This window comes from Finegoldia sp. P1-F-LS (genome assembly GCF_052932205.1).
On sequence record NZ_JBRFJH010000009.1, the window covers coordinates 19,930 to 46,059 of the forward strand.

Here is a 26,130-nt window from a genome sequence, read left to right on the forward strand (position 1 = left end):
TTTTAGTTTGTCTATTTAATTGTTCTCCAAAAACCAAATTGGTTGTAAAGTTCGATTCCTATTACTATTAATGCCCATGGGATTGATATTCCCATAAGAATCCATTTAATTGGAACTGATTGTATGCTAAACATTACGGCAGAGAATATTGCTATTGTCAAGAATGTAAGTCCCATCATTTTAATTACATAAGCAAACTTCGATTGTCTGTTCATAATATCTGAAATGCTAGACCAATTCACGTATTTGTGTTTGTAATCGCCTGCAACTTTGAATCTGCAAAATACGAATATCGATATTAAATTCAACACAATTGCAAGTATTATGAAATGGATTTTTACTCTGAAGAATAAGGAAAATCCTAATATTGCAAGTGCAGAAAATACTCCCATTATTATAAATGAGAATTTAACTTTTTCATTCAAATAAGTTTTCTTACTCATTGGCAGACTCATCAAATAATCGTGGTTTTGTCCGTCTAATGAAACTATTATCGATTGCAAATTCATAGGGAATAGCCCGATGAACACACTGTACATAAATGAAATGCTAAGCGCTACTGCAAGTGATTGCACATCGGAAATACTTGTCCCAATGTCACTTCTCATATTAGTCACGTTAGTAAATGTCATTATTATTGGAAACATTACTGGGAATAAAATGCAAGATGTGATAGTTGTAGCATCACTCAAAAGCATTTTATTGTATTTGAACATTTCTTTGCCAATGTTGCTAGGCTCTTTGTCGACTTTTGTTCGTCTAATAGAATTTTTCTTGTTTTGAATATCGCTCATGTGTTCATACAAGTTCTTCGATGCGAATTCAAGAATTGCCTTTCCTAAAATAACCTCAACAACTGCCAATATAGCGATGAAAATAATCGCTGAAACTGGATTGTGAAGTAATCCTGAAATAGGGCCAAGTCCTGTGGCGTTCTTCATGATTTTTGAATTTTGAATAAAAATTACAAATACAATGGCAACGACTTGAATAAAAATATTAAGCCCAACCATTATTTGCGTGTTGAATTTGTACAATGCAGATGTTCTCACCAAAAGTTCTGCAACGACGATATTCAAAATTATTGTAAAAACGAATAAAACTACGAAATTCAAAATTCCGTACAAAATCGCCAAGAATATATTGAATTTAAAATCAATGAAAAATTTTATAGACAACAATAATATCGGACTTAAAACTGTCAGCGAACTCAACATTGTCAAGAAAGTCTTGGATATGAACATTTCTTTCTGACTAATTGGAAAGTAGGACATCTTCAACGAATCCTTGTTTTCATAAAAAAGATTGAATACGCTGATAAAGTTTTGCAAAGTTCCCAAAATCACCAAGTAAAACACGAACAAATCATACGCCTTCGGTGCCTTGCTGTAATCGAATATAAGTCCGAACATAAGCCCGTAAATTACAATCATCATCACAGCAGACATTATATATTGTCTGATAATTTTCTTGTAAATACTTTTATTATCCGCAGGCTTGGTCTTCTGTCTGATTTGACCTGTGAGCATAGGATTGATATTCAGTAAGTCGATTTTCATCAATTCTTTTAATTTAGTTTTGTTCATTTGGAACCTCATCGTGTGATTTTATCATTTCAAGATAAATTTCTTCCAAGGATTGATTTGGATGCAAGTCTTTTAATTCTTGAACAGTACCCAAGAATATGAGTTTTCCTTTTTGTAAAATTCCGATTCTGTCGCAAAGTTTTTCTGCAATTTCCAAAATATGAGTTGAGAACAAAACAGTATTTCCTTTGTTTGCGTGTTCTCTCATCATTTCCTTCAAATTGTAAGAGCTTTGTGGGTCAAGTCCTGTCAACGGTTCGTCCAATACCCACACATCTGGATCAGATAACAGAGCAGCTATTACGAAAACTTTTTGTCTCATACCATGTGAAAAAGACTCAATTGGTTGGAAGAATTCTGTCAAATCAAATTTTTCGGAAAGCATCTTGCAAGTAGCGTTGAATTTGTTTTCTTCAATTTCATAAATCGTTCCGACAAATCTCCAAAATTCGTAAGGAGTCATCTTCAAAAACATATCTGGACTGTCAGATACATATCCGATTTTTTTCTTAGCTTCCATTGGATTTTCTCTTACATCGACGCCATCGATTTTGATAGTTCCTTCTTCAGGTTTGATAACGCCAACCAAGGATTTTATCGTAGTTGATTTACCGGCTCCGTTGTGGCCGATAAGACCGAATATTTCGCCGCTATTAATTGTAAGATTCAAATTGTCCAAAGCGATTTTCTTGTCGTATTTTTTTGTCACATTCTCAAAAGTAATCATAAGTACCTCCTCATGTATCATACTGTATGATAATTGTAACACACTGAAAATATAATGTCAAAAAAAGAATTAGCTATTGCTAGCTAATTCTTTCTATAACTGATTTTAAGTGGTTGAATCTTCTGATAAGTTCATCCTTTTCAAATTCTTTTGGTTGCATATATTCAGTGACTTCAGTAATAGTTTCATAAAGTTCATCATCGTCGTTTTCTTTGTACAATCGAATAGCTTGTGATCTAAGAGAAGCAAGCTCCTTGTAAATCGTCATCACTTCGTGTTCTTCCTTGTTTTCCAAAAGAAGTTGCTTAAGTGGCCAATTGATATTGTGTTCTGTTGTGACACATTTGTTTGGAATGTAGACATCTTCACGTTGCATATCTTTCAAAAATCTATTCAAAATTTGATTGTTGAATTTATTAATCATAAGAAAATTAATATTCACACCTTCTTCAGCACATTCAATTTTGTCACCGTCTTCTTCTTTTAAAAGCACAGATATTTTAGTGCGCAAATCAGAATCATCGCATTCAATTATTTCAAAATCGTGCTTTTCAGATTCTATCACCAAAAATTCTTTAATATTTTCAGGCATATTGTAAATTAAAATCGATCTAGCCATAAAACCTCCTTAAATATTCATATCTTCCCAATCAAAATCATCACTCAAAGGTTTTTTATTATAAAAATCTTTGAACAAATCCTTCGTGTCTTCGACACTCACATCATCGACACACTTTACCAAACTGTCAGCGATATCCTTCATATATTCAATATGATAGACACACTCATCAGCAGCAGGAATAAAAGTCGCTTGAATGAAACTTTCGCCCACAAATTCCAACGAGAAAAAGTAAGTCTTCTTACCAGATCTCACTTCCTTGTAATTTCTTAACGCATCTTCTGAAATCTTGTCTATCTCATCTAAAACTATATCGAATAGGGGAGAGTCGAATGTTTTTTCTGAAGTTTTCAAAATCAATTTACTATTTTGCTCTAAAAACTCATCAGTTCCACTAAAAACTCCCTTTTTCAAAAACTCAAGCATAAAAACCCTCCTTAAATTCAAAAATTTATTTTTTAATTTTTGCTATCATACTTATAATATCACAAATCAGAAATATAATACTCAATCAACTGAAAATAATTATTACAAAACATAAAACAAAATACAAACTATCTGATAATTCAATTTATACGAATGAACGAAAAATTCGAAAATTTTAAATATGCTAAAGTGAAAAAGTGATATAATATCAGTAACGATAATCAATATTGAAAGGAGGACGAAATGATAAAAGTAAATAATTTACACAAGAGCTACAGCTCTGGTCAAGAATCTATTGAGGTACTTAAAGGAATTGATTTGGAAATAAAAGATGGTCAAATAATTTGCATTTTGGGGCCATCTGGCTCGGGCAAATCCACTTTATTGAACATACTCGGCGGAATTGAAACTATAGATGAAGGTGAGGTAGATGTTTTCGATAATAAACTTGAATCCATCAGCAAAAAAGAACTTGAAAAGTACAGGCGAAATTATGTTGGATTCGTTTTCCAATTCTACAACTTAGTCAGCAATCTAAATGTGTTGGAAAATATTGAAGTTGGAAAATATTTATCAAATAATCCAATAGATATAGATGGTTTGATTGACGATTTGGGATTAAAGGAGCATATTTACAAATTCCCCAACGAAATATCTGGAGGACAAGCTCAAAGAACATCAATAGGAAGGGCTATCATCAAAAGGCCAAAATTATTGATTTGTGATGAGCCGACTGGGGCATTGGATTACGAGAGCGCAAAGGATGTTTTGGTTTTGATTGAAAAACTCAACAAACTTTATGGCTCAACTATAATAATCGCAACGCACAACACGCAAATTTCGAAAATGTGCGATGTGATATTATCTATTCACAATGGCTCGATAAAATCAATCGAAGAAAATAAAGAAAAAATCTCTGCGAATGAGGTGACTTGGTAATGAGAAATCCAATTAACAAAAGGATAGCAAGGCAACTTGTGAAAAATCCTGCAAAATATTTGCCGATTATTTTAGCTATGGTTTTTGTTGTTGTTTTTTCGTCATCTTTTTTCACTTCACAAGATTCAATAAAGGCTCTATATTACGAGCAAATAAACAAGGGGAAAGTCGAAGATGGACAATTTACGACGATTTATCCGCTTGATGATGTTACAAAAGGAAAACTTGAAGACGAAAATATAGATTTGTACGAAAATTTCAATGTTGAGATTTCTCATACAAATGAAAGAAAACTCAAAGCTTTCATCAACAGAAAAAACATTAATATAGCTCAAATTTTAGAAGGAAGGCTTGCTGAAAGAAAAGATGAGGTGGCTATTTCCGGAAATTACGCAAGAGCCAACAAAATAAAACTGGAAGATTCGATAAAATTAAACGACAAAAATTTCAAAGTCGTGGGCATTGTTTCACTGCCGGATTACTCATCAATTCTGAGAAATAGAGATGACCTCGTAATGGACACCGGATATTATGGCACTTGTCTGTTAGATAAAGATGGATTTGAGTTATTCAAAGATGTCCCCATCAAATACACTTATTCTTATCACACAAAAAACAACTTAACAAAAAAACCTGCCAACGATAAGCTAAAAGATTTGATTAAGATTATTATGAAGAAAAACGCCGTGATAGATGCAGTTACGAGATACGACAATCACTGCATAACTTACTTAATGGACGATATGGACGGAGACGTTCCGACAATGACAACTTTTATGGTTATTTTGTTCATAGCGCTTGCTTTTGTTAGCGCCGTTCAAATTAAAAGTATGATAGAGAAGGAATCATCCGTAATAGGAACGCTGTTAGCATCTGGATACACGAAGGCTGAATTACTGAAAAATTATATGATAACACCTGTAATTATGACGTTGTTTTCGGCTGTTGTTGGGAATGTGATTTCATATTCCTATGCTTACAAAAAATACGTATTTTTGTACTACCAAAGTTTTGATTTGCCAAAATTCAAACCGATTATAAGTTTGAGGTCGTTTTTGATAACTTGCATAATTCCTCTTACAATTTATATGGTAATTAATTTGTTGGTTATTTCGATGAAATTGAAAGCTACGCCATTGGAATTTTTAAGGGGAACCTTCAAAAGAGAAAAAAGAAAATCCAAGGTGAAACTCACAAAATTTAATATCATGACCAAATTCAAACTCAGAATGTTCTTGGACAACAAATTCAACCTTATCGCACTTGTTTTTGGCATTTTCCTAGCAAATATGATACTGTTATATGGTTTGTCACTCAAGCCTATTTTCGAGTCGTACTCTGAAAATATGAAAAACACGATGAAATACAACTACACTTATTTTGTGCGAACTGAAGAAAAAAACGTAAAAGCTGACAAGTCGACAATTTTAGACGTTGAATTGACGGATAATGACAATAAAAAAGTTCAGTTTTATGGATTAGATGACAATTCCAATTATAAAATCAAAAACTTATCGCAATTAAAAAAAGATGAAGTAGTTGTGTCGAAGGGATTTTTGCAGAGATTTGAACATAAAATAAACGACAAAATCAAAATCACAGAGCCTTATAACAGCAAAACACTAGAATTAAAGATAAAAGGTGTTGACGAAGATAATAATTTGTATCAGATATTCACCAAAAGAGAATTGCTGAATAAAATTATCGAAAAAGATAGTGGATATTTTAATGCTTATCAATCGAACAGCAAGCTCCACATTTCCAATTCTAATTTAATCACAAAAATCAACAGAGACGAGATGGATAAATTTATGATTCACTTTTTGGATAGTTTCGGAGTTGTTTTTAAAATGTTGTTTTATATTGGAATTGGATTTTATCTGATAATCACATTTATAATTTCCAACATCATACTCGACAAGTCCAAGCTCAACATATCGTATCTCAAAATCTTTGGATACAATGACGGTGAGATAATGAGTATTTACGTTAATATTGTATTTGTAATGCTGGTTGTCTTCCAGCTAATTATGATACCTTTAATAGATAAATTATTTAAACTTATCATATTAGTAGTGATGTCGAAGTTTGATGCGTACATTATAGCAAAAATTCCTGTGCATATGTACTTGCTCGCGATTTTGTACAGCATAATAATTTTTGCGGTTATTCAATTGCTTCAAAAAATAAAAATATCAAAACTCGATATGGTAAAAGAATTGAAAACCATTAATGGATAAACAAAACCCCAAAGTTTTTGTAGACTTTGGGGTGATTTTTTAGTTGAAACTAAGCGTACATGTCATCTAACGTAATAAGCTCAACATTGTCATCGTATGAAAAATCTTCAAAGCCAGACATGCTAATTATCCAGTAAAATTTTTGGTTGCTGTTAAATATTTTCGATTTTTCAATTAATTCATTGAGTACAGATTTCGGACAAAGTCCATTTCTCCATTTGCATTCCACGAACAGATAATTTTCACTGTCGTAAGCTAATATATCAATTTCTGATTGTTTTTTACGAAGAGAATCATTTCCCCACCAATTGCCATAATCGGTAGGTAAGAATCTCAAATCTCCAGATTTGATTCTGTATTCCAAGTACTCTATCGAAATTTTTTCGAAAATTTTACCCATATAATCATTTATAGAATTTTCTATTTTTTCTGAGTATACTCTGTGACCCAATTCGAGATTTATCAAATTGAGATTAGGTTGTACAAATTTGTACCAGAAATTAAACATCGTGTCTTTAATCAAATAAATAGGGCGATTAGATTTGCGATTAGTCACAGGGGTTTTTCTTTCAATAATTCCAAGTTCTATCAAACTTTCAAGATAAGGACTGATTGAGCCGGATTGTACACCTAATTTATTGGATATTTCAGATACTTTGGTTTGTCCATGGGAAATTAAATACAAAATATCGTTGTATCTTTTTGGGTCCCTGAGTTCTTGTTTCAATAAATTAGAAGGTTCTTCGTATAATCTGCCTTGCACCGACAAAAAATTATTGATTATATTTTCTTGTAAACTAATAGAATCATCAAAAAAAACTAGATATTCTGCAACGCCTCCAGTTAATCCAAAAACAATTGCCTTGTCATGATTAGAATAATTCTCTACAAATTTTGCAGATTCCTTATAGGAAAAAGGATTTATTTTTAGTTGAATTGATCTTCTTCCATAAAGAGGGCTTTTATATCCTAAAACTTGGTTTTCCATAAAACTCATAGATGAACCACATAATATTAAAAACAATTTGCTTGTCGCTTTGAATTCGTCAATCAAATTTTGAAGAACTGAGGAAATTGATGGGAAAGATTCAGCAATGTATGGATACTCATCAATGACGAATGCAATTCTGTGATTGACGGAATATTCGAATAGAAATCTAAACGCATGATCAATATCAATAAATGCAGGTAAATTTTCATCATAATCACATGCCTTATAAATTGATTGTGACAAATGATTCAAGTTGATAAACTTATCAGATTCTACACCGACAAAATACGATCCAGATTTTTCTTTCATAAATTTTTGAATCAAATAGGTTTTTCCGACTCTTCTTCGACCGTAAATTACACACATGGAAAACATCTCTTTAGAAAATTCTGTATTTAGTTTTTCTAGTTCATTTTCACGACCAATAAATTTCATATTCTCACCTCATCTCTATTATAGAACACAATATCGTACAATGCAATATTACGATATTGTATATCACGATGTTGCATTAAAAATATCAAAATAATAATTAGTTGAAAAGTTTTGAAATAGTTTAGTAATTTTTTGAAACAAAAAAAGCGACAAGTTCGCCGCTTAAAATTTGTATTCAAATATTTCTTCATCGATTTGCTTAAAACCTACAGCTTCAAACATTTTTCTGCTTTGATGATTAAAAGCGTAGATATTTGCAGTGACAGATTTTAATCCATTTTCTTTTGCTAATTCCAAAATTTTTGTGACACAATTTCTACCGATGTGTTTATTTTGAAATTCTTTGCACACAACTATTGTTATTTCTGCTTCATCAGTCAAGGAAATATCTCCAACTAATTCGTTATTGTATTCAATGTAGAACAACTTTCCATGAGTATTCAAATAATTGTACATTTTTTGAAGCCTATCAATATCGTATACGAAATCAATGTTGTCTACTTGTTTGCATACATCCTTATCTTCGTACCATTTCAAAGTAGTATCGTAATTTTCAAAATAGGGAATAAGTTTGATTCTATCATTGACTATTATAGTGTCCATAGGAAATTCTCTAATTATTTTATATTGTGTTTTGCCATTTTTTCCTTAAAAATATCTGTGATGATTTTTTGCAATTCGTCACGTTCTTTTTCAGGAAGTTCGCCTTCTCTTTTTGCTACAGCGTAAAGTTCAGGATATTGGTTAGCAATTCTTTCTATTGTTTTAGTCGTTGAGTGTTTTCTTACAAAAAACGGAATTTTTTTGATCCATCCATCTGGAACTAATGCTAATATTTTATCTGCGGCTTCTTTGTCACTGATTTCTGATGAAGATATTCCGTCGTTGATTTCTGATTGTTCTTTTTCTGTAAAATCTTCTAATTTCATGAAATCCTCCTTGTGTATTTAAAATTTAATATTGTTATATTATAACGCTAATAGTATTATTTATCAAAATCCAAATTAATTCTTAATTAACGAACTTACAATATCACCGTGTCTTTTTTCATCGTTTTTGACACTTTCTATTTCTGGGAATTTTTCAGCAACTGGTGCATAGGTATTAGCAGCATTGTATTCTCCATTTGCAATTAGTTTATATAATTTTTTCTTTCCTATTATCTTATAAAGCAAAGGAATAATTATCGCCTTGGTTTTTTTAGGTTTCAGATTTTCTTTTGTAAGCTTGTGGAATACAGATGCATGATGTCCTTCTTCTGCTGCAAGCTTACGAAAAGTTTCTTGGTCATTTGCATCCTTTACAGTATCTGCAAGTGCACGATACATTAACACAACATCTAATTCACCTTGTTGCGATTTCAATAGTATTTTCATATCTTTTTGTGTTATATTCATTTCTTCTCCTTTTTTAGATTCGATTAGTTTCCTTAAATTCATAGAATAATTTTTTAGTTAATTTAATTTTACCACAAAACAAAAACCCGACTATTATCAATTGTGATAAAGCCGGGCTTTAAATTTAAATATAAATTTTTTATTGCTCTATTGTAGTTTTACGCGGTACTTTTAAACACAATTAATTGTCTATCCAATATCTTTGAATTGTCTTACCATATGAGTTAACAAACTCATTTTCAAGTACTCCACCATTTTTAATAATAGACTTAGCTGATCCTATATTTTCTTTATCACAAATCATAAGTACTCTTGCAATTCCCAATTTTTTACACTCTATCAAAGCTAGTCTTACCATTTCTGTTGCATAGCCTTTTTTTCTCTCACTGGGTCTTATTCCATCTCCAATATGTCCACCTTCTTTCAAAAGTGACTCATTTAAATAGTGGCGAATATTTACAGATCCTAAAAGCCTATCTCTTTCTTCATCTAAAAGGAAGAAAACTGAATCTGGAACTTTATTTTCAGTTTTAGATTTTATTTCTAAGTTATTTAGATAATAGTCAAAATCATGGTAATCATTTTTAAATATTGACCATGGAGAAGAGTTTGTGTTATTCATTTCTTGGTCAATCTTCCATTCATCAATCATCTCACCAAGCTTTAATTCATATTCTTTAGTTAGTTTAATTAATTTTAGTTTCATATATTTTCCTTAATTCCATCCATACCATGCACACAACCTACTCAATATCCAAAATGTAGCTAAAAACAAGAATTTGAAAGAAATTTTCGACCACTAATTTCAAAATACTAACCTTTTAATAGTAAATCCACAAAATCAATAATATATTAATTTCAAGTACTCAGTTTTTTCTAACTCTTCTCCAACAAAACAACAGCTTCGCAGTGTCTTGAGTGGTCAGTATGGATAACATTGGTTATTTTTCAAAAGCCTCGTATGTGGAAATATATCCATAAATCTTTTAAAGATAAGTAGAAGCTATCGTTAAAAAGTATCAACTCGACAAACTGGAATTTATCATTATTTATAAGTTAGAAATTATTTCTTAATCGACTTTGTAGCTATATAAGTTTTAATATTCAATTCATGTAGTCTTCCAAATCCGTTGGTATCTTCGTAAATATCTACTAGTGTGAATCCTGCTTTTAATTGCCCACCTATCTGCTCTGTCATATTATGAGAAAACTGCATTCCCGCATTTTCTTTAACCATGAACTCTTTAGCTTTTTCGTCATTAAGTGGATTAAAGGGCATTTTCCAAACTATCTCTTTTTCATTTTGGTCTACAATATAGTTTATTTCATTATTTAGTCCAGCAAGAAAAGTACCTCCTTTTTTTAACACTCTATATGCCTCATTAAAAATATGTCGCACATCTTCAACATAACAATTTGAAACAGGATGAAAAACAATGTCAAATGTCTCATCATTAAATGGAAGTTTTTTACTCATATCACCCTCTATTGCTTCTATCGTATAACCTTCCCTTTTTGCAACTTTATATTCTGATTCAATTTGCTTTGAAGAATAGTCAATTACACTACATTTAGCACCTAAGGCATTGAATATTGGCATTTGTTGTCCTCCTCCTGAAGCTAATCCCAATATTTTTTTATCTTTTATATTACCAATCCATTCATGTGGAACAGGAACTGTTGGTGTTAACAATACATTCCAATTACCATTTTTAGCATCAATATATTCTTCATGTGAAATTGATTTAGCCCATTCCCATCCTTCTTCAATCCATTTATCTATAGTTTCTTTATTTATATCTTGATATGATTTCATACTTTTTCCTCCTAAATTCTAATTTATTCTTGACATCAATACAACCGTCTCCACATGATAAGTCCTTGGAAACTGATCGAAAAACTCCAATGACTTGATTTTATACCCTTTTTCGATAAATTTATCCAAATCCATTCTTTGTGTTATGGGATTGCAAGAAATGTAGATGAATTTATCCGGATTGATGTCAATTAATCGATCGATTGCTTTTGGATGAATTCCATCTCTTGGTGGGTCGAGGACTACTACGTCTTTTTTCTCAACTTTTTCCATAAAATTCAAGCAATCATCGCAGATGAACTCTGTGTTAGTCAATCCATTTAGTTCTGCGTTTTCTTGGGCTTTTTCGACTGCTTCTTCTACTATTTCGACTCCGATTACGCTTTCAGATTTTTTAGCGAAAATTTGTGCGATGGTTCCAGTTCCACAATACAAATCGTAGACGTTTTTTCCTGACAAATCTCCAGCCAATTCCAAGGCTCTGTTATAAATTTGCTCTGCTTGTGCGGGATTTGGCTGAAAGAATGAAAATGGAGATATTCTAAATTCCAAGCCGTTTATTTTTTCTGTCAAATATTCTTTGCCATGCAACAATTCTAATTTGTCGACTATTACTGCGTCTGAAATATTATCGTTAATTGTGTGATAAATCGATACGATTCTGTTGTCGATTTGCTTTGCAAATTCAACGAAATCATTCACATCAAACTCATCACTTGTCGTTACCAAATTAATCATGTACTCATCTTCACTGAAACTTTTTCTGATTATGAAGTGTCTCAAAAGCCCAGTGTGTTTTATTTTTTTGAAAAATTCGTAATTTTTGTCACGAAAATATTCTTGGACAGCTTGTCTGATTTTGTTGAAACCTTCATCGATGATATTGCAATCTACGGTGTCTGTTATTTCGTAGAATTTGTTTTTAGTGTGAAGTCCCAAAACAAGTGGACCACCTTTGACACTATCTCCAAAAGTGTATTCCATTTTGTTTCTGTAGCCTTGTAAAATAGGCGATGGATGAAACGTGATATCCTCATCGTAAATATCTTTGTACAATTCAGTGAGTGTTTTTTTCTTCAAATCGCACTCCACATCGTACTCTAATTTTTGATAAATACAACCGCCGCATCTTTCATTTACAGGGCAACCTTCAACAGTTTCAAGAGGGGAGTTTTCTAGTTTTTCAACTAGTTTTCCCTCAATAAATCCCTTTTTCTTTCTTTTTCGTTGAAAAGAGATTGTTTGTCCTTGAATTGTGTTCTTTATAGAATACAAATTATCGTCTATTTTGCAAATTCCCTTGTTGGGAAATACATTGTATTCTACTTTTGCCTCTAAAATTTTTTTCATTATCCTTGTAGACCGTCTGCTTGTCTTTGCATATTTTCTACGACGATATCGTGAATATCTCCGATTGATTGGCCGTATTCCAATACTTGCCAAGGTTCATTAGTATGGAAATGAATTTTAATTAAATCATCGCCACCTACAACCAAAAGGCAATCGCCCTTGAAATGTTCTGTGATATATTCACTAATTGTATCGCTTGATAAGTTTTCTCCTGCTATTAATAATTGTGTATCAAATCTAAATTCTATTTGTTCTGACATAATTTCACCTTCATTTTAAAATTTCCCATTGGGATTAAATTAATTTTACCATATCGAATTGTTTTTTTCTCAAAAAATTTATTTCCAGCTATTCGGAAGAAGTGATTTGTAAGGATATGAGTCAAACCTATCGTCAATCAAAAATAATTCTCCCGTATCTGTGTCTGTTCTAATCAACCTTCCACCAGCTTGGTGCACCTTGTTCATTCCTGGATACACATAAGCGTAATCGAATCCGTTTTTTCCATTTTCGTCGAAATATTTTTTGATCAAATCATTTTCTACGCTAATTCCAGGAAGTCCGACTGAAATTATTCCTACAGTATTCAATCTGTCGCCGCTCAAATCTACGCCCTCACTGAAAACTCCACCCAGAACGCAAAACGCCATTATGTTTGAACTTGTTGTAAATTGGGACAAAAATTCCAACCTTTCCATATCAGTTAGCGTTCGTTCTTGCGTTAAAATATCGAAACCACAAATCTCATACACTGATTCCAAGTACGAATAAGAAGGAAAGAAAATGAGTTTGTTTCCAGGCTTTTCGTTGATTTTTCGTAGAATTCCTGCAATTTTGTATTTCGTATCTTCGCGGTCTTTAAATCTAGTTGAAATGTTGATGTGATTTACTTTCAAATTCTCTTTTGGGAAAGGAGATTCCAATCTTATGTTGTAGAATTTTTCCAAGCCCAATACATCTGCAAAGTAGGTCATAGGAGACAAAGTTGCTGAGAAAAATACATTTGATTTGCATTTTTTCAAAAGATTTTTAAAAATATTGTGCGTGTTCAAACACATTATGTTGTAAATAACGTCATCGTTTTCTGATTTTATCAAAGTGACGAAAGAATCATCGTAAAAATCAGAAATCTTCAAAAACTTATTGATTTCAAAATACACATCCAATACTTTGTCGTAGTATGGCTTGTCTTTTTCTTCTACCAAGAATTTCGTCATGGATTCTTTGCAACGGACACAATAATCAATCAAATCTACTGACAAATCCTCGTAAGTGTTGACAGGTTTTCCCAAGGCTTCATCTTTTATTTGCTTGGCGATTTTTTTCAAATTACGTTTGATTTTAAGTTCTTTTTTTTCGTCTACAAGCTCATCACAACAGTCCATAAGTTGGTTGAAACTCAACGAATAAGAGTACATATCGCGCCCACGACTCACCAAATTATGCGCTTCGTCAACCAATAGCGACATCCTCAAATAAGGAACTTCGAAAAACCTTTTAAGATAAACTACTGGATCAAAAACATAATTGTAATCGCAAATCACAATGTCACAGAAATTGGACAAATCAAGCTCCAACTCTAACGGACACACTCTGTATTTGAAGGCGTATTTTTTAATGATTTCTTCCACGATAATATCTTCGTTTTCAAGCATATCGAGAATGCATTTGTTGACCCTGTCGTAGTGACCTTTTGCAAATTCGCAATCATTTGGATTGCATTTAACTTCATTATTGATACAGACCTTGTTCTTTGCGATTATTTCTACTGATTTTATTATCAAACCTTTTTGTTTCATCAAATACAATTGGTCGTTGCAGGCTTTTTTAAGAGTAGACTTTGCAGTCAAATAAAAAATCTTGTCCGTCAAATCTTCTCCCATAGCTTTAATTGAAGGAAAAAGCGTGGAGATAGTCTTGCCAATTCCTGTTGCAGCTTCCACCATCAAATTCACACCTTGTTTGGTTGCAGAGTAGACGTTTTGGCTCAAATACTTCTGACCAGCCCTAAATGCAGGATATGGAAATGACAAATTCTGAATGGATTCGTCACGCTTCTTTATGTGCTGTGTGATTAATTCTGTGAACACGGAATATTTTTCTAACAATGAAAAATAAAACTCTTTCAATTCTTCAAAAGTAAAATTTTGCCTGATAAATTTTATTTTCTTGGTATCAGTTTGATAATAAGTTAGCTGCAAATCAATATCTGCCAAGCCATTGTCTAAGGAATAAAAATACCCGTAGCATTTTACTTGTGCCCAGTGATATTTGTTGGAATTGTATTCCAATTCTTCCAAATCACGCGTAGTCGATTTTATTTCATCTATTAAAGTTTTGCCGTTTTTAATTCCTATTCCGTCAGCTCTACCTTCCACGATGTAATTTACCGACTTGTAGAGGGTAGTGTTTTTGAGAGTAACTTCCGGCAAAAATCCAATATCGTATTCTTTTTGAATCATTTTATGGATTTTCTGACCTTCTTTTGCTCTGTCGAACACATTTCTGAACCTATCGTCTATGTCGCCACTTCGTTCAGTGTATTCAACCAAATCTCTGACAGAAAGTTTAATTTCTTTTTTCATAGTTTATAATTTTGTTGAAGCAAGTTTACTTCTTTGTAAATTTTTCTTCTTTCAATCGCTAAATCACGATACATTTTATCCTCATCTGTTACATATTCTATTGTTTCATTTACGATTTCCGATTCTCCGTCTTCGTCTACACTTACCATTGTGAAATATCCTGAAGCTTTTATGATATCTGTGCCTTCAACTTTTGCACGAACGAAACATTCCATGCTAGTTTTTCCAACGTAATCTATAATCGCTGTGATTTTTATAATTTCTCCCAATTTTGTTGGAGCGTTGAATGTCAAATTATTTACGGCTTTTGTCAATGTTTTATTGGAACAAAATCTTCTCGTGCACACACCTGCGATTGTGTCCATCATTTTGAATAATTCTCCTCCGTGAAGAAGTCCGTAAAAATTTCCCATATCTCCATTTGCTCTGAATTTTACAATTGTTTTTGTATCTTGTTTTGCTTTCATATTATCCACCTTTTAATTGCTACTTCTATTATAGTATAAAATATTATTTTCGGGAAAATGAAATCAAACGCAAGTTTTTTAAATTGAAACAAAAAGAAATTAAATGTATAATTAAATTGTATGAACTTTACAGGAGGTTAATGATTTGAAATATAGAGAATATTATGATAATGTTTTAGTCCGAATTGAAAAGGGCGAAGACGTTGTAGAAAAATTATTCGAATTAGTTGACAAACTTCAACTAAAAAATGGTTCTATTTCAGGAATTGGCGCCAGCGATAATATAACTGTGGGATTATATAGTGTTGAAAAACAAGAATACACTAAGAAAAATTTCACAGGTGAAATGGAAATCACGAGCATCCTTGGAAATATCTCTACTATGAATGACAAACCTTATTTGCACATGCACATTACATTTGCAGATGAGAATTTGAATGTTCACGGTGGACATTTGAACGAGGCTATCATATCGGCAACTTGTGAAATCATAATTAATAAAATAGACGAAAAAGTTGATAGATTCAAAGATTCTGAAACAGGTTTAAATTTATACGATATATAAAGGAGATAAATGAAATATTATTTTAATAATGACAGCGTAGATCCGTATTACAATTTTGCGGTTGAATATTTTTTTGCAAAGCACAACATTCCAGTGTTTATTTTGTGGAGAAATAAGGATTCAATTCTACTAGGCAAAAATCAAAACATTTACAGAGAAATTAACTTGAAGTATGCTGAAGAAAATGGGATTAATCTCGTTCGTAGATTGTCTGGCGGTGGCTGCATATATACTGATGAAAAAAATATGCAATACACTTTTATTGAAAGTCAAAACTACGCAAATGATTTCAAACATTTTGCAAACATGATAATCAATCAAATGAAAAAAATGGGACTTAATCCAGAATTCAGCGGAAGAAATGATATTTTGATTGACGGTAAGAAAATAAGTGGTAACGCACAATATATGAAAAACAGCATGGTTGTTCATCATGGTACAATTCTTTTCGATATTGGTGTCGAAAAAATGATGCATTCACTTACTCCGCAAAAAATAAAATTCGAAGGAAAAGCCATCAAATCTGTAGAATCCAGAATCACAACTATTAATGATATGATTGATATGGAATACGATGAGTTTTTCAATAAAATTAAAAACGGTATCATTGAAGATAATAACTTAGAAGAATACGTGCTTAACGATTCTGAAAAAGAAGAAGTGAATAAATACATCGATTTATTTAAAAATGAAGAATTTATTTACTCAAAAGGAGAAACTACTGCAAATTATCAAAGAAAACACAAGTTTGGAGTTGTGGAGTATAGCTACAACATCAAGGATAATTTGATTGATAGTTTCAAAATAGAAGGAGATTTCTTCTCAAACAAAGATATTTCAGAATTTTGTGATATGTTTGTTGGAAAGGATATGACAATAGATGGTTTCCACAATGTTTTGAAAGATGTTAATATTGGAGAATACATTGTTGGAATGGATGAGAAAGTGTTTTTAGGTGATATATTTGATTAGAAAACCAAAATGGATGAGAATAAAGATTGAAGGTAGCCAAAACCTTCACGAAGTAGAAAGTTTAGTAGATGGATTTGAATTGAACACGGTTTGCAAGGAAGCAAATTGTCCTAACAGAATGAAATGCTACGAATCTCGTACTGCTACATTTATGATTTTAGGAGATATTTGTACTAGAAATTGTAGATATTGCAACGTAACTACTGGAAGAGGAAGAGTTGTTGATGAAAAAGAACCTGAAAATGTTGCAAAAGTTGTGCAAAAATTAGGTTTGAAATACGCTGTTATCACTTCAGTTGACAGAGACGATTTAAAAGACGAAGGTGCAACTCAATTCAAGAATGTTATCAAGGAAATTAGAAAATACAATGAAGGAACATTAGTAGAAGTTTTGATTCCTGATATGCACGCAAAGCATGAATTGTTGGATATTGTTTTTGATGAAAGGCCAGATGTATTAAATCACAACGTTGAAACAGTTCGTTCTATCTTCAAAGAAATGAGACCTCAAGGTAACTTGGATAATTCTTTTGAAGTTTTGAGATATGCAAAAGAAAAAGGTCTTGTAACTAAATCAGGATTTATGGTTGGACTTGGCGAAACTAACGAAGAAGTTCATCAAATGTTAGATAAGTTGAACGAACTAAAAGTAGATATAGTTACAATTGGACAATATTTGATGCCAACATTGAACCATGCAAAGTTGGACAGATATGTTACTCCAGAAGAATTTGACGGATTCAAAAAATACGGTGAATCAATAGGAATTAAACACGTTGAGAGCGGCCCATTTGTAAGAAGTTCTTATAATGCGGGCAATGTATTTAAATCATTGGAGAAAAAAGAAAATGAGTAATGCAAAATAGGGCGAAAGCTCTATTTTGTATTATAAGAGGGAAAGTATGAACAAGTATATTTTTAGAGAAAAAATCAATTTGCTGGTGCAAATTTTACTGACGATTTTGTTGTCGTGTTTCATGTCGGTGGCGATAGTATTTACCAAAAGATTATTTGAAATTGAAAACAAAACCTTATCATTGATTGTTATTAGTGTTTCATTGATTTTGTTTTCAGGATTAAATTATCTCAAGGACAGAACAATCTACAACATGGGACTTTCTTTTGTAGAAGGTTTCAAGCAAGATTTGTTCCACAATGTGATTTCACAAAACTTTTATGAAATACAACAAAAAGAAAAAACTTTTTCGAACGACATAACATCGACATCACTTTACTTAAAAGAATACTACATTATTCCGACATTGGAATTAATATCCGATACAATTTTATTGATTGCAGTTTTTGTTACAACAGGATATTGCGTATCATTTGTTCCAGTGTCAATTATAACAGTTGGAGTGTTGATTTTCAGTTTAATTAATGTGAGAATCGACAAATCAATAATAGAAAAGAAAATAAATACATCAAATTTAAGAAAAAAATACGTTTACTTTCTTGATGATATGTTAAACTCCAAGAAAGTTATTAACTCAAAAGCAAACAAAGCTCTTGAAGTTGTTCACAGCAAACTAATTGAAGATATATCAGAAAAAGTTATGGATCTTGACAAGGAAGAACTCACGAAATACAACCTAAAATTATTGTTTATTGGATTGTATTTTATAATCAGTTTGATTTATATTATCAAATCACCAGAAATAAAAACTGGTGAAATTATAATACTTATCAGTTCAATCATGTTGTTGTATCACATGATTAAAAAAATCGTAAAAGAAAGATCCATGATTGTGCAATCTGAAGATAAAGTTTTCGAAATGGAAGAAATTTTTGGCAATCAAGAAAAATCAGATAAAATCATCGAACACATAAAAGACATTGAGTTTAGAGATGTAAAATTGTATTCTTCAAATGTTAAAGTTAAAATCAACTACACATTTAATACTGATAAAAAATACTTAATTATTTGTGAGAATGAAGAAGTTGTAAACTTACTAGCTAAATCATTCATTCAGACATTGTCTCCACAAAGTGGAATGATTTTAGTCAATAACGAGCCTATCGAGGAGTTTGATTTGTCATCAAACATGCTAGTAACGTATGATGAAAGTTATATTTTCGATACTGATTTTAGAAACAATGTTACATTGTTCAATTCATTTGCTGATAAAAAAATTCCACCGTTATTAAGCATATTCGATGAAGAATTGACTTCAAAACAAAGATATTCTGAATACAGTGATAGAGACAAGAATTTGATTAGATACAAGAGAATAATCAATCAAGATTCTGAATTTAATATGGTGGTTAATTTATTTGAAAATTTGGACGAAAATACGGGAAATATTTTGCTTGAAGATTTCATTTTGAGATTCAATGGATCAATCTACTGTGCTAAGGACGTTAATCCATTTATCAAGGAAAAATTTGACGAAGTATTGTATGTTAAAAATATTGACAGCGACTATTTGCTAGTTCAAGAATAATTCAAACATCACGGTAAATTATTTATCGTGGTGTTTTTTTGATTTTTATACTTTACAAGAAAAATTTTTGAGTTAAAATATATAAGTAATTAAAAATTTGGAGGAATTATGAATTGGTTAAATAAAAATTATAAAGGATTATTGCTTTGTCTTTTAATAGCTATTCCTTGCCATTTTTTGGGCAAGAAATTCCCTGTAATTGGTGGGGCAGTCCTAGCTATTTTGGTTGGGATTGTTATGGGATATATTATTAAAGACAAATCACAATTTGAAGTCGGAATGAAATTTGCATCTAAAAAAATATTGCAATACGCAGTAATTTTACTTGGATTTGGAATGAATTTGGCGGTTGTTATGGAAACTGGAAAACAATCATTGCCAATAATTATACTAACTATTTCCACATCTTTAATTATTTCTTATGTACTTGCAAAGAAAATGAATATTGCGAAAAACATTGCGATATTAGTAGGAGTTGGATCATCAATTTGTGGTGGATCTGCAATTGCAGCAACTGCTCCAGTAATAGAAGCTGACGATGAAGATGTTGCACAAGCAATTTCTGTAATATTTTTCTTCAATGTAATTGCGGCTTTGATTTTCCCGTTGTTGGGAAGTGTGATTGGATTTTCCACTCATTCTGGAGAAGCGTTCGGAATTTTTGCGGGAACTGCGGTTAATGATACATCATCAGTAACAGCGGCAGCCGCAACTTGGGATGGATTGTACAATTTGGGAACACAAACATTGGACAAAGCTGTTACTGTAAAATTGACTAGAACTTTGGCGATTATTCCAATCACTTTGGTATTGTCGTATTTGAGAACTAAAAAACAAGAACAATCAGAAAAAGTTGAACTCAAAAAAATATTTCCTATGTTTATTTTGTATTTCATTCTTGCAAGTATTATAACTACAGTTGCTTTGAAAATGGGAGTAGATGCGAAAGTTTTTAATCCATTAAAAGAATTGTCTAAATTTTTCATTGTAATGGCAATGGCTGCAATTGGATTTAAAACAGATATTGTAAAATTGATAAAAACAGGCGGCAAACCAATCCTACTTGGATTTTGTTGCTGGATAGGAATCACTATAGTTTCAATTGCAATGCAATTTGCACTCGGACTAATATAGCATAAAAGCTACGCAAAAATTTTGCGTAGCTTTTTTCATGAAAAAAAATCACGGCTTTAGGGGGAGCCGTGATTCTTAAGTACAATTTTATCTTACAAGGGGTTTGTTTGATATAAATTGATATCTATTATCATTATACTACGGTTTTTTAATTTGTCAACTAAAAATGGTTATCAAATTAAAAAAATCAAACAAATAGTAATATTTTTATATTTTACAGTAATATTTTAACATTTTCTTCGCTAAATAATTTTATATTTTCTTTTGAAAGTTTAAGAGCAGCAATTCCCATGCCTTTTATTTTTTGATGATTAAAAGTTCCATCGTAAATGTAATTCGACCCACACGATGGAGAATTTTCTTTTAAAATGGCAATTTTAGTGTCGTATAACTTCGCTAACTTCAAAACTTCTTCACTTCCTTTTTCAAATTCTTTTGTAAATTCTTCTCCATCATAATCAAAAACTTTCCCATCCTTAATCTCAATAGGATTTCTTGGAGTAGGCATTCCACCCATAATTTCTGGACACACTGGAATTAAATTGTATTTTTCTTTTAGTAGATTGATAATTTCATCGTCTAATTTGTTATTGGATCCGTTGTATTTACAATCAACGCCCAACAAACAAGCACTAATTAAAATATTTTGCATATTTGTCTCCTTTAATTTTTGCAAATCCTTTTGTTAATTTCACTTACAGGAAGGCCTATAATTGTGTTCAAATCACCTTCGATATAATCTATCAAAACTGGATTTAAATCCTGAATTCCGTATGCACCAGCTTTGTCGTAGACTGTGCCTTCGTCAATGTATTCTTTGATTAATTGGATATTTTTATCTGTTTTTTCTGAAAATTTTACGTTACTGTAAGTGTAGAATATTTCTTCGTAATTTTTTGATTTCAAACAAACAGACGTTACAACTTTATGAATTTTTCCAAGATAGGATGTTAGCATATCCAACGCTTCGTTGTAATTTTTTGGTTTGTTCAAAATTTTTCCATCATTAATCACAATTGTATCCGAAGAAATGTAAAGCGTGTCTTCTTTTAATTCTAATGGAAGAATTTTTGCTTTGGAAATTTCGCAGCAAACAAGTGCAAGCTTTTCTATGATTTCTCTATCTTTATATTTTTCATAAGCTAACTTTTCTATTTTTCTCTCGTCAATATCTGTTGAAGTGCTTTCAAATTCACAAATATTTTTCAATAATTCGTTTCTTCTTGGAGATTTGCTCACCAAAATTACGTTATTAAATTTGTCTAATTTTCCGATTTTTGTAATATTTTTTACGTATTTCATTTTATCACCAAATATATTTTCTTATCTTTTTATTAATGTGTCAAATGGGTATATATAATGTGGTGATTATATGATATATACAGTGACATTAAATCCTTCGATTGATTACATAATGCGATTGAATGATTTAGAATTTGGAGAAACTAATAGAGCGAAAGTTACTGAACTTTACGCTGGTGGTAAAGGAATTATGGTTAGCAAATTGCTACATAATTTGAATGTAGAAACCCAAAATATTGGATTTTTGGGAGGATTTACAGGAGATTACATCGAAAAATTATTAGATGAGCTTGGAATTCTCCACGATTTTACTAAAGTTAAAGGAAATAACAGAATTAATGTAAAATTAAAGATGGATTTAGAAACAGAAGTTAACGCACCAGGGCCAGACATCTCACAACAAGAATTGGAAGATTTTTACGAAAAACTTTCTGGAATTGATGGTGGAATAGTATCTTTTTCTGGATCTGTAGCAGCGAATATGAACAAGGATATCTACATTGAAATGATAAAAAAATTATCACCACATACTAGATTTACCTTGGATACTACAGGCGATGTATTATTGAAAAGCTTAGATTATCATCCTTTGTTGCTCAAACCTAATCAAAAAGAATTAGAAGAAATTTATGGAGAAAAGTTCAATTCAAAAGAAGAAATAATTTCTTATATAAAATCAACTATGATTCCAAAAGCAGAGAATGTGATTTGTTCTTTGGGAAGTGATGGTGCGATTTTTGTGAGTGCGAATAATTCTTTTTACATTCCAATTGTAAAAGGAGAAGTTATCAACAGCGTTGGTGCTGGAGATAGTATGGTTGCTGGATTTATCTACGCTTATTTGAACGAAATGAGTGAAGAAGATATGTTCAAAATGGCAGTAGCTAGTGCGACTGCGACAGTTTTCTCATACGATATGGGAGAAAAGGATCAAATAGATGAAATTTTTGGCAAATTAAAAATAATAAATATGGGGGAAAATAATGGAAATTAAAGATTTGCTTTCAAAAGATCTAATGATCATGAATCTTAAATCTACAACAAAGAAAGATGTTATAGATGAGATGATTGAAAAATTGTACGAAAAGAATGTTATTAATGACGTACTAAAATTTAGATCTGAAATTATGAAAAGAGAGTTGGAATCTTCAACAGGACTTGGAGAAGGGGTCGCTATGCCTCATGCAAAAACATCTGCAGTCAATAAACCTGCGATTGTGTTTGCGAGAAGTACAACTGGTGTTGATTATGAAGCGTTGGATGGAGAAGATACTTATATATTTTTCATGATTGCCGCAACTGAAGGACAAAACCAAATGCACATTGAAACTTTGGCGAAATTGTCCAAGCTTTTATTGAAAGAAGGATTTATAGATAGATTAAAAGCATCAGAAACTCCAGAAGATGTTTACAAAACTATTGATGATTATGCAGAAGAATCTGAGCCGAAAGTAGCACCAGTAGAAACTAGCTCGATTTATACAGAAAAACCATTCATTCTAGCTGTAACTGCATGTCCTACGGGAATTGCACACACTTATATGGCGGAAGAAGCTTTAAAAGAACAAGCATCTAAAATGGGAGTTGACATCAAGGTAGAAACAAACGGATCTGATGGTATTAAGAACAAATTAAACGCTGATGATATAGAAAAATCTACGGGAATTATAATTGCTGCTGATAGAAAAGTAGAAACTTCACGTTTTAACGGCAAGAATGTGATTGAATGTCCTGTTTCCGATGCGATTAGAAATCCAAAAGATATGATTCAAAAAATAGTTGACGGAAAAGCGAAGATTTATCACGCAGATGAATCACAATCAAAAGAAGTTGAAGAAGAAACGACAAATTGGAAATCAAAATTATACCAAGATATTATGAATGGTGTAAGTCATATGTTGCCATTTGTAGTTGGTGGTGGAATTTTATTGGCGTTGTCATTTTTAGTTGAAAGATTTTTCTCGGACACTTCACCAATTTACAATTTATTCTCCGTAGGTGGCAAGGCCGCATTTGGATTTTTGATTCCAATTTTGGCAGGATATATTGCTATGAGTATTGGCGATAGACCAGCATTGATGCCTGGTATGGTTGCAGGTTTCATTGCAGGTCAAGGTGCAGGATTTTTGGGAGGACTGTTAGGTGGTTTCTTAGCAGGTTATGTTATTTTATTCTTGAAGAAAATTACTAGAAATCTTCCCAAATCTCTCGAAGGAACTAAACCAATGTTGATCTTCCCAGTATTTGGGTTGCTTCTCACATCTTTGGGTATGATTTTTGTAATATCTCCAGTGTTTACTGTAATCAATAAAACAATCAACGGATTTTTGGCAAATATGGGAACTACAAACTCAATTTTACTTGGAGCATTGCTCGGAGCGATGATGAGTGTGGATATGGGTGGTCCTGTTAACAAAGCAAGCTATACTTTCTCCATCGGAGTCTTCACAGATACTGGCAACGGAGCATTCATGGCAGCTACAATGGCAGGTGGTATGGTTGCACCGCTTGCAATAGCCATCGCATCTAGTCTATTTAAAAATAAATTTGACGAAAAAGAAAAAAAATCAGCAATCACAAATTATATTTTGGGTGCATCATTTATCACAGAAGGAGCTATTCCATTTGCAGCAAAAGATCCATTGAGAGTAATTGTGTCATCTGTAATAGGTAGTGCAATTGCAGGTGGACTTACGCAAGCATTTGAAATAAAATCTCCAGCACCACACGGAGGAATATTCATTTTACCAGCTATGGAATCTGTAGACAAAGCATTGTTCTTCGTTTTATCCGTAGCGGTTGGATCTTTGGTTTCAGCAATCATTTATGGATTGTGGAAACAAAAAGCAGAATAATGTTATAATATTATTGTAATTTACAAATTTTCAGATTTTCAAGGAGGAAATTATGTTAGTAGCAGCAGACAAAATGTTAAAAGATGCATTAAAAGGAAAATACGCAGTAGGTCATTTCAATATAAACAACCTAGAATGGACTAAAGCTATTTTGGAAACAGCACAAGAAAACAACTCACCAGTTATTTTGGGAGTTAGCGAAGGCGCTGGAAAATACATGGGTGGATATAAAACAGTTGTAGGAATGGTTAAAGGAATGATTGAAGAATTAAATATAACAGTTCCTGTAGCAATCCACTTAGACCACGGATCATTCGAAGGTGCAAAAAAATGTATAGAAGCAGGATTTACTTCAGTAATGTTTGATGGTTCTAAATATCCAATCGATGAAAATATAGAAAAAACAAAAGAAATAGTTGAACTTGCGCATTCAAAAGGAATCAGCGTTGAAGCAGAAGTTGGTTCAATTGGTGGTGAAGAAGACGGAGTAATCGGTCAAGGAGAAATCGCCGACAAAAATGAATGTAAGAGAATTTCTGAATTAGGAATAGATTTCTTGGCAGCAGGAATTGGTAACATCCATGGAGTTTATCCAAAAAACTGGAAAGGATTGGACTTCAATGCTCTTGGAGAAATCAAGGGAGAAATCGGAGAAATGCCTCTAGTTCTTCATGGTGGAACAGGAATTCCAACTGACATGATCAAAGAAGCAATCAGCCTTGGAGTATCCAAAATCAATGTAAATACTGAATGCCAAATCGTATTTACGGAAGCAACTAGAAAATATTTTGAAGAAAACAAAGATAAAGAAAAGAAAGGATTCGATCCAAGAAAAGTTTTGAAGCCAGGTTACGAAGCAATCAAAGCAAAAGTTAAAGAAAAAATGGAAATTTTTGGATCAATTGACAAAGCAAACTAATTTAAAAATCAGAATTCAAGCTGAATCTATTAATTTAGATTCAGCTTTTTGATTAAAACAATAAAAAAATTAAAAAAATATAAAAAATACTTGACAAACAAAAAAATAAAGTTTAATATATTATTATATTAATTCAAAAGTTGAAGAAAGAGTAATAATGAATCATTTAGTTCAGAGAGCTATTGTTTGGTGAGAAATAGCGTAAATATCATTATGAAAATCATCTTCTATTACTGGTATGCTGAAAAAAGTAAGTGTACCCGTTGAGGCACATCGTTACCAAAACCGTATATTGATAGATATACTAAGCGTCTGTAAATATGCATAATATTTACAGGAACAAAGGTGGTACCGCGATTAT

The 26,130-nt window shown here is 31.9% G+C and carries 26 protein-coding genes and 1 other annotated feature (1 of these 27 only partly in view); of the genes, 10 read left to right on the forward strand and 16 right to left on the reverse strand.

The window, feature by feature from the left end; all coding sequences use genetic code 11:
• Positions 1–11: 11 nt before the first annotated feature.
• The 4 genes from ACU68Y_RS07280 to ACU68Y_RS07295 all read right to left on the reverse strand — a co-directional run bounded on the left by ACU68Y_RS07280 (position 12) and on the right by ACU68Y_RS07295 (position 3,358).
• A complete protein-coding gene (locus ACU68Y_RS07280; RefSeq protein ID WP_446755791.1) occupies positions 12–1,586 on the reverse strand; it encodes an antibiotic ABC transporter permease in 1,575 nt (524 codons plus the stop codon).
• Positions 1,573–2,313: an ABC transporter ATP-binding protein gene (locus ACU68Y_RS07285; RefSeq protein ID WP_002837317.1), complete on the reverse strand. Its 741-nt coding sequence runs from the start codon at positions 2,311–2,313 to the stop codon at positions 1,573–1,575. The genes ACU68Y_RS07280 and ACU68Y_RS07285 overlap by 14 nt, the downstream gene beginning before the upstream one ends.
• A gap of 79 nt (positions 2,314–2,392) precedes the next feature.
• The gene (locus ACU68Y_RS07290) at positions 2,393–2,932 is read right to left on the reverse strand and encodes a DUF3783 domain-containing protein (RefSeq protein WP_002840080.1); all 540 of its coding nucleotides are present in this window, start codon (positions 2,930–2,932) and stop codon (positions 2,393–2,395) included.
• Positions 2,933–2,941: 9 nt separating this feature from the next.
• Positions 2,942–3,358 (reverse strand): hypothetical protein, encoded by a 417-nt coding sequence (locus ACU68Y_RS07295; protein WP_002840088.1) that lies wholly within the window; start codon positions 3,356–3,358, stop codon positions 2,942–2,944.
• A gap of 243 nt (positions 3,359–3,601) precedes the next feature.
• Here ACU68Y_RS07295 and ACU68Y_RS07300 point away from each other — a divergent pair, with 243 nt between their 5' ends.
• Both ACU68Y_RS07300 and ACU68Y_RS07305 read left to right on the forward strand, forming a co-directional pair.
• Positions 3,602–4,297 carry an ABC transporter ATP-binding protein gene (locus ACU68Y_RS07300; protein ID WP_002839555.1) on the forward strand — a complete coding sequence of 232 codons (696 nt, stop codon included), beginning with the start codon at positions 3,602–3,604 and terminating at the stop codon, positions 4,295–4,297.
• The gene (locus ACU68Y_RS07305; RefSeq protein WP_446755792.1) at positions 4,297–6,537 is read left to right on the forward strand and encodes an FtsX-like permease family protein; all 2,241 of its coding nucleotides are present in this window, start codon (positions 4,297–4,299) and stop codon (positions 6,535–6,537) included. Before ACU68Y_RS07300 ends, ACU68Y_RS07305 begins: the two co-directional genes overlap by 1 nt.
• Before the next feature lie 49 nt (positions 6,538–6,586).
• Here ACU68Y_RS07305 and ACU68Y_RS07310 read toward each other — a convergent pair whose 3' ends face one another.
• The 10 genes from ACU68Y_RS07310 to ACU68Y_RS07355 form a co-directional block, all read right to left on the reverse strand.
• The gene (locus ACU68Y_RS07310) at positions 6,587–7,963 is read right to left on the reverse strand and encodes an ATP-binding protein (RefSeq protein ID WP_316449253.1); all 1,377 of its coding nucleotides are present in this window, start codon (positions 7,961–7,963) and stop codon (positions 6,587–6,589) included.
• A 162-nt stretch (positions 7,964–8,125) separates the two neighbouring features.
• On the reverse strand, positions 8,126–8,566 hold the full coding sequence (locus tag ACU68Y_RS07315; RefSeq protein ID WP_446755793.1) for a GNAT family N-acetyltransferase: 441 nt from the start codon (positions 8,564–8,566) through the stop codon (positions 8,126–8,128).
• Between the two features lie 14 nt (positions 8,567–8,580).
• Positions 8,581–8,892, reverse strand: a complete 312-nt coding sequence (locus tag ACU68Y_RS07320; RefSeq protein ID WP_316058131.1) for a hypothetical protein — start codon at positions 8,890–8,892, stop codon at positions 8,581–8,583.
• Positions 8,893–8,967: 75 nt separating this feature from the next.
• A complete protein-coding gene (locus ACU68Y_RS07325) occupies positions 8,968–9,360 on the reverse strand; it encodes a ferritin family protein (RefSeq protein ID WP_094202891.1) in 393 nt (130 codons plus the stop codon).
• Between the two features lie 181 nt (positions 9,361–9,541).
• Positions 9,542–10,066, reverse strand: coding sequence for a GNAT family N-acetyltransferase (locus ACU68Y_RS07330; protein ID WP_446755794.1), 525 nt, complete (start codon positions 10,064–10,066; stop codon positions 9,542–9,544).
• A 357-nt stretch (positions 10,067–10,423) separates the two neighbouring features.
• On the reverse strand, positions 10,424–11,176 hold the full coding sequence (locus ACU68Y_RS07335; RefSeq protein WP_446755795.1) for a class I SAM-dependent methyltransferase: 753 nt from the start codon (positions 11,174–11,176) through the stop codon (positions 10,424–10,426).
• Between the two features lie 18 nt (positions 11,177–11,194).
• Positions 11,195–12,526: a 23S rRNA (uracil(1939)-C(5))-methyltransferase RlmD gene (rlmD, locus tag ACU68Y_RS07340; RefSeq protein WP_446755796.1), complete on the reverse strand. Its 1,332-nt coding sequence runs from the start codon at positions 12,524–12,526 to the stop codon at positions 11,195–11,197.
• Positions 12,526–12,786: a hypothetical protein gene (locus ACU68Y_RS07345; protein WP_002835237.1), complete on the reverse strand. Its 261-nt coding sequence runs from the start codon at positions 12,784–12,786 to the stop codon at positions 12,526–12,528. Before ACU68Y_RS07345 ends, rlmD begins: the two co-directional genes overlap by 1 nt.
• Positions 12,787–12,864: 78 nt before the next feature.
• A complete protein-coding gene (locus ACU68Y_RS07350) occupies positions 12,865–15,111 on the reverse strand; it encodes an ATP-dependent DNA helicase (RefSeq protein ID WP_446755797.1) in 2,247 nt (748 codons plus the stop codon).
• Entirely contained in the window at positions 15,108–15,578 is a 471-nt protein-coding gene (locus ACU68Y_RS07355; protein WP_002837204.1) for an acyl-CoA thioesterase, read from the reverse strand. The genes ACU68Y_RS07350 and ACU68Y_RS07355 overlap by 4 nt, the downstream gene beginning before the upstream one ends.
• 145 nt (positions 15,579–15,723) lie before the next feature.
• Between ACU68Y_RS07355 and ACU68Y_RS07360 the strand changes: the two genes are divergently transcribed.
• From ACU68Y_RS07360 to ACU68Y_RS07380, 5 genes are all read left to right on the forward strand, one after another.
• Positions 15,724–16,143, forward strand: coding sequence for a PPC domain-containing DNA-binding protein (locus ACU68Y_RS07360; RefSeq protein WP_094230233.1), 420 nt, complete (start codon positions 15,724–15,726; stop codon positions 16,141–16,143).
• A gap of 9 nt (positions 16,144–16,152) precedes the next feature.
• Complete coding sequence (locus ACU68Y_RS07365; protein WP_446755798.1) at positions 16,153–17,115, forward strand: lipoate--protein ligase; 963 nt, start codon at positions 16,153–16,155, stop codon at positions 17,113–17,115.
• A complete protein-coding gene (gene lipA, locus ACU68Y_RS07370) occupies positions 17,108–17,971 on the forward strand; it encodes a lipoyl synthase (protein WP_446755799.1) in 864 nt (287 codons plus the stop codon). Before ACU68Y_RS07365 ends, lipA begins: the two co-directional genes overlap by 8 nt.
• Before the next feature lie 46 nt (positions 17,972–18,017).
• Positions 18,018–19,559, forward strand: a complete 1,542-nt coding sequence (locus ACU68Y_RS07375; protein ID WP_002840815.1) for an ABC transporter ATP-binding protein/permease — start codon at positions 18,018–18,020, stop codon at positions 19,557–19,559.
• Positions 19,560–19,667: 108 nt separating this feature from the next.
• Positions 19,668–20,693, forward strand: coding sequence for a YeiH family protein (locus ACU68Y_RS07380; protein ID WP_012290960.1), 1,026 nt, complete (start codon positions 19,668–19,670; stop codon positions 20,691–20,693).
• 214 nt (positions 20,694–20,907) lie between these two features.
• On the opposite strand, the gene ACU68Y_RS07385 is transcribed toward ACU68Y_RS07380, so the two are convergent.
• Positions 20,908–21,345: a DUF523 domain-containing protein gene (locus ACU68Y_RS07385; RefSeq protein WP_446755800.1), complete on the reverse strand. Its 438-nt coding sequence runs from the start codon at positions 21,343–21,345 to the stop codon at positions 20,908–20,910.
• An 11-nt stretch (positions 21,346–21,356) separates the two neighbouring features.
• Positions 21,357–21,995 (reverse strand): Maf family protein, encoded by a 639-nt coding sequence (locus tag ACU68Y_RS07390; protein WP_446755801.1) that lies wholly within the window; start codon positions 21,993–21,995, stop codon positions 21,357–21,359.
• A gap of 70 nt (positions 21,996–22,065) precedes the next feature.
• Here ACU68Y_RS07390 and pfkB point away from each other — a divergent pair, with 70 nt between their 5' ends.
• Genes pfkB through fba form a run of 3 tightly spaced genes read left to right on the forward strand, consistent with a single transcriptional unit; the run spans position 22,066 to position 25,769 of the window.
• Positions 22,066–22,989, forward strand: a complete 924-nt coding sequence (gene pfkB, locus ACU68Y_RS07395; protein WP_094225892.1) for a 1-phosphofructokinase — start codon at positions 22,066–22,068, stop codon at positions 22,987–22,989.
• The gene (locus ACU68Y_RS07400; protein WP_446755802.1) at positions 22,979–24,850 is read left to right on the forward strand and encodes a PTS fructose transporter subunit IIABC; all 1,872 of its coding nucleotides are present in this window, start codon (positions 22,979–22,981) and stop codon (positions 24,848–24,850) included. The genes pfkB and ACU68Y_RS07400 overlap by 11 nt, the downstream gene beginning before the upstream one ends.
• A gap of 52 nt (positions 24,851–24,902) precedes the next feature.
• Positions 24,903–25,769, forward strand: coding sequence for a class II fructose-1,6-bisphosphate aldolase (gene fba, locus ACU68Y_RS07405; protein ID WP_446755803.1), 867 nt, complete (start codon positions 24,903–24,905; stop codon positions 25,767–25,769).
• 131 nt (positions 25,770–25,900) lie between these two features.
• Positions 25,901–26,130 (forward strand) — a binding site (T-box leader); it runs 11 nt beyond the window's last position.